The organism is Kluyvera georgiana ATCC 51603 (genome assembly GCF_001654985.1).
In the GTDB taxonomy this organism is placed as follows: Bacteria; Pseudomonadota; Gammaproteobacteria; order Enterobacterales; family Enterobacteriaceae; genus Kluyvera; species Kluyvera georgiana.
The window spans coordinates 1-8,216 of the sequence record NZ_LXEU01000022.1; the positions used below are offsets into that span (position 1 = coordinate 1).

The window sequence follows — 8,216 nt, forward strand, 5'->3', positions numbered from 1 at the left end:
GCTCAAAGCCTCTAATATTTTGCTGAAAACGGAAGGTGTGTGATGACTGCGACACTTCAGACGCCACGCGGCGATATTTCGATTCGTAGCTTACGCAAAACGTTCTCGCTGGAAGGTAAACCGTTCGACGTTTTCCGCGACCTCAACTTACAGATTGAGAGCGGGCAGAGCATTGCCATCGTTGGGCCGAGCGGCTGCGGGAAAACCACGCTGCTGCGTATTCTGGCGGGGCTGGAAACGCCGGATGCGGGCGACGTGGTGATTGACGGTCAGGCGGTGCATGGCATGAGCCGCGAGCGCGCGGTGATTTTCCAGGAGCCACGCCTGCTGCCATGGTTGACGGTGCTGGAGAATGTCAGCTTCAGCCTCGACGTACAGGGCGTGCCGCGCAAGCAGGCCAGAGCGCGGGCGAAAGAGGCGATTGAGCTGGTGGGCCTCAGCCACTGCGAGCAGGCGCTGCCGAACCAACTTTCCGGCGGCATGGCTCAGCGTGTGGGAATTGCCCGCGCCCTGACCATTCAGCCAGAAATTCTGCTGCTGGATGAACCGCTGGGCGCGCTGGATGCGATGACTAAAATCACCATGCAGGAAGAGCTTGTTCGTATTCGTGATGCGGAAAAGATGACGATGGTGCTGGTGACGCACGATCTGGAAGAGGCGATTTATCTCGCTGACCGGGTGCTGATTCTGCCGAAAATTAAGGGCGACCCGATTCGCACTATTGAAGTTTCGCTGCCACGCCCGCGCGAACGTAGCAGCACAGAGTTCGTCGTCCTGCGTCAGCAATTAATGGCTGAGTTTGGTCTGCATTAATTATTGTTTGTAATATACGTAGCTTAATTTAATTTCCGCGCAAACTGTAAGGCTGCTTTTTTTAATTAAAAAAAGCAGCCAAAGTCTATTTGTTAATGTTTTTTGTTAAATAATGGGTGATATTTTAAAATAATGTAAAAGTGCGCTACTATTGTCGCACTCATTACATTTAGCTATGCGAATATCATCATTATGCCTGCTATTAATAAAAAACTATTTTCTCTCGCCACCATCGCCCTGCTGGTCAATTCCGCTGCTTACGCCAATACTGAAACCACGCAAAAAACCGATGTTCTGCTCATTGGCGGCGGCATCATGAGCGCCTCTCTGGGCACCTGGCTTCAGGAGCTGCAGCCGGACTGGAAGCAGGTGATGGTCGAGAAACTCGATAAAGTCGCATTAGAATCATCTAACGGCTGGAATAACGCCGGTACCGGTCACTCGGCTAACATGGAATTAAACTACACGCCGCAGCGCCCGGATGGCAGCATTGATGTCACTAAAGCGCTGGAAATTAACGAACAGTTTATGATCTCGCGCCAGTTCTGGTCGGCGCAGGTGAAGCGCGGCGTATTGAATAATCCGCACTCCTTTATTAATTCCACTCCACATATGAGTTTTGTGTGGGGCGATAAAAATGTGGAATATCTCGGCAAACGCTACGATGCGCTGCAAAAAACTACGCTGTTTCAGGGCATGAAATTCTCTACCGATCATCAGCAAATTGCCCAGTGGGCGCCGCTGGTCATGGCCGGTCGCGATCCGCAGCAGAAGGTGGCTGCCACCTGGACGCCGGTCGGTACTGACGTCAACTACGGTGAAATTACCCGCCAGCTGATCGGTAGCCTGCAAAAGAACGAACACTTTACGCTGCAAACTTCCTCTGAAGTGACAGAATTTAAGCGCAACGGCGATAACTCCTGGCACGTGACTATTGAAGACGTCAACAGCGGCAAACAGCATGCTATTGACGCGAAGTATGTCTTCATCGGCGCAGGCGGCGGCGCATTGAAGCTACTGCAAAAAACCGGTATTCCGGAAGCGGATAACTACGCGGGCTTCCCGGTGGGCGGTTCCTTCCTGATGACCGAAAACCCGGACGTGACCCGTCAGCATATGGAAAAAGTTTACGGTCAGGCTTCCGTGGGCGCGCCGCCGATGTCGGTGCCGCACATTGATGCACGCTTTATCGACGGTAAACGCGTGGTGCTGTTCGGGCCGTTCGCGACCTTCTCCACGAAGTTCCTGAAACAAGGTTCGTTCTTCGATCTGCTGAGCACGACCACAACCAGCAACGTCATGCCGATGACCCACGTGGGTCTGGATAATTTCGACCTGGTGAAATACCTCATCAGCCAGGTGATGTTGAGCGACGATGACCGCTTTGCGGCGCTGAAAGAGTACTATCCGCAGGCGCGTAAAGAGGACTGGAAGTTGATTCAGGCCGGTCAGCGCGTGCAGATCATCAAGAAAGATGCGGATAAAGGCGGCGTGTTGAAGCTGGGTACCGAAGTGGTGGTGGATCAGCAGCGCACCATTTCAGCGCTGCTGGGCGCATCACCGGGGGCCTCTACCGCCGCGCCTATCACCCTCAACGTGATTAAGAAGCTGTTCCCGGAACAGTTCAACTCACCGGAGTGGCAGAGCAAAATCCACAGTATTATCCCGAGCTTTGGCCAGAACCTGAACGGCAACGTGGCGCTGACCCAGCAGGTGTGGAACGACACCGCCGCGACGCTGGAACTGACCAAACCGCCGGTAATCGAGATGCCAGCCGCCCCGGTTGCGCAGGCTAAACCGGCTGAAGAGCAGCCGGCCAGCGCATCGCCGCAGCACGATATGGCGCTGTAAACCCATCGTTTTCCGGTGATAAAAAAGACCTGGCGGGTTACCCCGGCAGGTCTTTTTTACATCAAATATTGTTCAGCCTAAAAACATCACCGATACGCACATCAACCCGACAATCAGCGTAATCAGGCTACCGATGGAGCGGTAAGGCTTCAGCGCCGGGAGCAGGTAAGTCGACAGCGTCGGCATGATAAACAGAATCATGGCGATCAGCGGGCCGCTGATGGCGTAGATCATCGAAATCGCGTTCGGGTTAATGCAGCAGACGATGAACGTTACTGCGGATACCAGCAGGATAGATAGCCCGCGGTTGAACGAGCGGCTCTTACGCACGCCAACCTGATTCAGCGACGCTTTCACCATCTCACTCGCCCCTTCAATCACGCCAAAATAGGTGCCGAGGAACGATTTTGACATTGCCACGACTGCCACAATAATGCCGGAAATGGACAACCAGCCCGGAGAGTTGGGCATCATCGACAGCGCGGAGAGGATGGTAACGCCTTCCTCTTTTGCGGTAGTAATGTATGACGGCGGAATCGAGAGCAGACAGCTGAATACAAAGAACAGCACGCTCAGGCAGATAACCAAATACGCCACCTTCATGATTTTTTTGCATTTACCCATGGCTTGCTCGCCGTATTTCTCTCGACGGTCGATGGCGAAAGTCGAAATAATCGGCGTATGGCTAAAAGCGAAAACCATCACGGGGATGGACAACCACACCTGATGCAAGGTTTGCGTGTTGACCTCCATCTGCGTGGTCAGCAGCGACGGCTGCCAGCTTCCGGTCAAATAGATGGATAAGAACAGGAAGTAGGCGATCAGCGGGAACACCAGCATGCCCATCACGCGGATAGTGGTTTGTCGACCGGTCAGGAAGATCAGGTTCAGCAGCAGCACCACGCCCAGGCTAATCAATGCACGCAAGGGTAAATCGACGGGCGTATAGCGGGAAATCTGCTCGGCCAGCGAATTGGTGATAGCGACGGCGTAGATCAAGACCACCACGAAAAAGGCAATGAAATAGAGCGCGGTGATTAAACTGCCGATCTTTTTGCCATAGTAGTGGGTGACGGCGCCGGTAATCCCAACGCTTGCCGGCGTGTTAGCCGAAAGGATGAACTGACATAAAGCGCGGTGCGGCCAGTACGTTAACGGCCATGCAACCAGTGCGGTGATAAACAGAACTACCGCACCGGCGGCCCCTAGCTGGATGGGCAGGAAAAGGGTGCCCGCTCCGACGGCAGTGCCATATAGGGCAAAGCTCCATAGAGTTTCGTCTTTAGACCAAATTTTAGACATTATCTGAATATATCAACCATAAAACCAAAAAAATGGCGGACAATTTACCATAATTAGCTTTTCGTGTGGCTGAACATTTTCAGGCCGCTTGTTATCGGCCTGAAAAGAAGACTAATTTTGTGCGTAAAGATTCTGTTGGCGGCGTTTGATGATGCGATCGCGTAGCGTATCGTACGCCCAGTTGTAGAGCATGGTGTAAGGCAGGAAAAACAGGAAGAAGCCAATCTCCAGCGTGAGTGCCTGCAGCAACGTCACCCCCAGCACGAACGACACGATGCTGACGCCGATGACGATAAACCCACACTCAAATCCCAGGGCGTGCAGGGCGCGCACTTTTGCCGTCCGCTTTACGCGAGTGACCGGCCACAGGCGGTCGAAAACGGCGTTGTAGATGATGTTCCACACCATGGCGGTGGTGGCCAGAATAATCGTGAGCCCCCCCATTTCCAGCACGGACCGCTGCATCAGCCAGGCGGCGGTAGGGGCGAGGATCGCGGTGGCGATCCCTTCAAAGCACACGGCGTGGAAAATACGCTCCGGGAGCTTTCTGCGATGTAATAAATCGTGTTGCATCTGATGACCTTCGTTTTATTGAACACTGTTATGCGCATTTTATGGGTAAATGTGATAAGTAAAAGATAGAATCCATCGATAAAGTAGATACTTCATGCGCTATTCCCCCGAAGCTCTGACCGCCTTCGTTGAAACCGTCTCCTGCGGTTCCTTTTCCGCCGCGGGGCGCCGTCTACGCAAAAGTCAGTCGACGATCAGTACCGCCATCGCCCATCTGGAGGTGGATCTCGGCGTCACATTGTTCGATCGTTCTGCGCGCCAACCGGTATTGACCCCGGAAGGCCAGCGGGTGCTGAGCTACGTGCAGGCGATCCTCGCCGCCAGTGAACGGCTTGATGAGCTGGCGGTTTCATTGCGCGGTGAAACGGAAGCGCGTTTAACCTTTGTACTGTCGGATACTCTGCATCCGGACGTGCTGGAAGATCTGCTGGCGCAGTTCGACCGTCGCTTCCCGCATACCGAGTTTGAATGTCTGGTGGGGGAGGATGATGATGTGGTCGATCTGTTGCAAAAAGGCCGCGCGCAGGTGGGGTTGATTGAGGCGCGCGACGACTATCCGACCGATATTGGTCATACCCGCCTGCCGATGCAGACGCGCATGGCGGTCTATGTCTCTCCCGATCATCCTCTGACCGCGCAGGCCCGCGTGGAGTGGGAGCAACTGCGCACGTGGCGCGAGCTGCGGTTGAATACCTATCTGGAGAATCGCTCAGCACCCGCGCGCGGGCCGGTATGGTCGGCACCCAACTATCTGATGCTGTTGAGCATGGCGGCGCAGGGGCTGGGATGGTGCGTGTTGCCCTGTGCGCTGGTGGATGAATTTGCCAGTTCGGCGGAGCTGACTATGCTGGATATTACGGGCTGGCCCATGTCGGTTTCTATCGATTTGCTCTGGCATAAAGAGGCTCCCCTGGGCGCGGCGGGAAGCTGGCTGCGTCAGTACCTCCAGCAGGTGTCGACGTAGCGCATACGATAAGCAATTCCTTTGTGATAAGACTCACTTTTTTAAACAATTGCGAAAAAAGTTGATAACAATCATCTACTATACGCAGGTTATTTTGCGCTGAGGTTGAGATGAAAGATGTCGTTATCGTAGGTGCTGTCCGTACGCCCATCGGCTGTTTTCAGGGGGCGCTTGCGCGTCATTCCGCCGTCGAACTGGGTAGCCTGGTGATCAACGCGTTGGTCGAACGCAGCGGCATTGCCGCGACGTCGATCGACGAAGTGATTATTGGCCAGGTTCTGACCGCAGGTACCGGGCAAAACCCGGCGCGGCAGTCCGCGATAAAAGGGGGGCTGCCGAATACCGTATCGGCCATCACCATTAACGACGTCTGTGGATCGGGGCTGAAGGCGCTGCATCTGGCGACCCAGGCGATTCAATGCGGTGAAGCCGATGTGGTTATCGCCGGCGGGCAAGAAAATATGAGCCGCGCGCCGCACGTGTTGACCGACAGCCGCACCGGCGCGCAGTTGGGCAATAGCCAACTTATCGATAGCCTGGTGCATGATGGCCTGTGGGACGCCTTCAACGATTATCATATGGGCGTTACGGCGGAAAATCTGGCGCGTGAGTATGGCATCAGCCGCGAGCAGCAGGATGCCTGGGCGTTAAGCTCACAGCATAAAGCCCGCAAGGCTATCGACTCGGGGCGCTTTCGCGACGAAATCGTTCCGGTGATAAACCCACAGCCTGGTGGTCAGCCGCAGATTGTCGATACCGATGAGCAGCCGCAAACCGATGCCAGCGCGGAAGCACTGGCGCGTCTGAGCCCATCTTTCGATCTGTCGGGCTCGGTGACGGTGGGTAACGCTTCGTCGATTAACGACGGCGCGGCGGCGGTGTTGATGATGAGCGAAAGCAAAGCGCTTGAATTGGGGTTACCTATCCTGGCGCGGATCCGTGCGTTTGCCAGCGTGGGGGTGGATCCCGCGTTAATGGGGATTGCACCGGTTTATGCCACGCGACGATGCCTGGAGCGTGCAGGATGGCAGTTGAATGATGTTGACTTGATTGAGGCTAATGAAGCTTTCGCCGCGCAGGCCATTTCGGTGGGTAAAATGCTGGAATGGAACGAGCAGAAGGTTAACGTCAACGGCGGGGCGATTGCTCTGGGGCATCCGATAGGCGCATCGGGCTGCCGAATCCTGGTTTCTCTGGTTCACGAGATGATTAAACGCGATGCACGTAAAGGCCTGGCGACGCTGTGCATCGGTGGTGGTCAGGGGGTTGCCCTTGCCGTCGAGCGAGACATTCAGTAACTCTGCTTTAGTTTCTCCATTCTTTTTTCCCTTTCAAAAAGACCTCATTCGAGGTCTTTTTTTGTTTCTATACGCTGAGTTAAGAGACCACGAAAGTATTCGTGTCTAGTTCCTTCCTTTATATATTTATTTTTATTTGTGTCATTTGTAAGAGATATGAATGAGTAAATGCTTAGCCGAGTCATTGCTTAAACATAAATTATTACTATTGCTAAGAATAACTCATGTTACTTCTTTTTTGGTAAGTTAATGTAAATTAAGTAAATTATAGAAAATTTAATTCATGTAAAATAAATCTTTGTGATCTAAGTTTTATTTTTTGAGGGTTATGTCTGTTTTTTGTTGAGCTTTATCACGTCCTCTCTGTGCCAGATTTTCTGAAACAAATAATTACGATCTCGATCACTAAAATAGAAATTTGGAAAAAATAAAATCCAATTTCATAAAAAAGAAACATAATTTCAATTGAGGGATGGCAAATGTTAAAGAAAACTCTGGCCCTGGCCGTATTATCTGGCATGTCTTTCGCTGCATCTGCGGTAACCGTTGACCTGCGTCATGAATATATTGACAGCGGTTCAAACGCTGACCGTGTTGCGGTATCTCATCGGTTTGATAACGGTCTTGGTTTTGGCGTCGAAGCAAAATGGAAAACGGGTGGTGATACTGATAAACAGGATCGTCCGTTTAACGAAATGGTGGGGAATGGTCACGAAGAATCCATTAACTGGCGCTGGAAGGCGACGGATAACTTCGCCCTGAACCCAGGCTTTAATATTGAGAGTAAAGACAGCTTCTCCATCTATAAACCGTATCTGCACGCGCAGTACAGCTTTGATAATGGTTTTTATGTGGCGGCGCGTTACCGTTATGAATATACCCGTGTACCGGCAACCTCCAGCAACGGCGGCGGCGTGGATGATAAAGTCAATAAAGTGGATACCTGGGTTGGCTGGGCGATGGGCGACTGGCGTGTAGAACTGAACTACGTTTATGCACGCAGTACCGTAGCTGATGATAATCATAAGAGCCTGTATCGTAACGATAATAAACCGTACAGCACCGAATATAACGCTAAGATGGCCTACAAGTGGGACAAAAACTGGTCCCCGTATTTTGAAGTGGGCAACGTGGGTGTGAAATCGACCGATGAACGTCAGACCCGTCTGCGTGTTGGTGTGGCTTACTCCTTCTAAATAAACAAAACCGGACCCTCATCCGTTTTCCCCCCGGAGCATTTGGCCGGGGGTTTTCGTTTTTGTGGCGAACGAAGGTACTGCGCACACTAAAAGACTCTTCTCCCTAAAACTATCTCTTGTACACAGATCGCCGGTGACAGTTATCAGGGAAAAGGGAGGTGCATTTGGATTAATCACTCCATTGCGCTCCTTTTCAGCTCTCGCCACATAAATTGT

The 8,216-nt window shown here is 52.6% G+C and carries 8 protein-coding genes; 5 read left to right on the forward strand and 3 right to left on the reverse strand.

Annotated elements, in window-relative coordinates:
* Positions 1-42 precede the first annotated feature (42 nt).
* Positions 43-813: an ABC transporter ATP-binding protein gene (locus M989_RS04890; protein WP_064542884.1), complete on the forward strand. Its 771-nt coding sequence runs from the start codon at positions 43-45 to the stop codon at positions 811-813.
* 192 nt (positions 814-1,005) lie between these two features.
* Positions 1,006-2,664: a malate dehydrogenase (quinone) gene (gene mqo, locus M989_RS04895; protein ID WP_064542887.1), complete on the forward strand. Its 1,659-nt coding sequence runs from the start codon at positions 1,006-1,008 to the stop codon at positions 2,662-2,664.
* A gap of 72 nt (positions 2,665-2,736) precedes the next feature.
* Here the strand turns inward: mqo and M989_RS04900 are convergent, their stop codons facing one another.
* The gene (locus M989_RS04900) at positions 2,737-3,966 is read right to left on the reverse strand and encodes an amino acid permease (RefSeq protein WP_064542890.1); all 1,230 of its coding nucleotides are present in this window, start codon (positions 3,964-3,966) and stop codon (positions 2,737-2,739) included.
* Between the two features lie 111 nt (positions 3,967-4,077).
* Entirely contained in the window at positions 4,078-4,539 is a 462-nt protein-coding gene (locus M989_RS04905; RefSeq protein ID WP_064542893.1) for a multidrug/biocide efflux PACE transporter, read from the reverse strand.
* Between the two features lie 94 nt (positions 4,540-4,633).
* Between M989_RS04905 and M989_RS04910 the strand changes: the two genes are divergently transcribed.
* From M989_RS04910 to M989_RS04920, 3 genes are all read left to right on the forward strand, one after another.
* Positions 4,634-5,503, forward strand: a complete 870-nt coding sequence (locus M989_RS04910; protein WP_064542896.1) for a LysR family transcriptional regulator — start codon at positions 4,634-4,636, stop codon at positions 5,501-5,503.
* A gap of 110 nt (positions 5,504-5,613) precedes the next feature.
* The gene (locus tag M989_RS04915) at positions 5,614-6,801 is read left to right on the forward strand and encodes an acetyl-CoA C-acetyltransferase (protein ID WP_064542899.1); all 1,188 of its coding nucleotides are present in this window, start codon (positions 5,614-5,616) and stop codon (positions 6,799-6,801) included.
* Positions 6,802-7,280: 479 nt separating this feature from the next.
* Positions 7,281-7,997, forward strand: a complete 717-nt coding sequence (locus M989_RS04920) for an oligogalacturonate-specific porin KdgM family protein (RefSeq protein ID WP_064542902.1) — start codon at positions 7,281-7,283, stop codon at positions 7,995-7,997.
* An 18-nt stretch (positions 7,998-8,015) separates the two neighbouring features.
* On the opposite strand, the gene M989_RS26010 is transcribed toward M989_RS04920, so the two are convergent.
* The coding region (locus M989_RS26010) for a hypothetical protein (RefSeq protein WP_209438753.1) at positions 8,016-8,216 on the reverse strand (201 nt) is incomplete at its 5' end.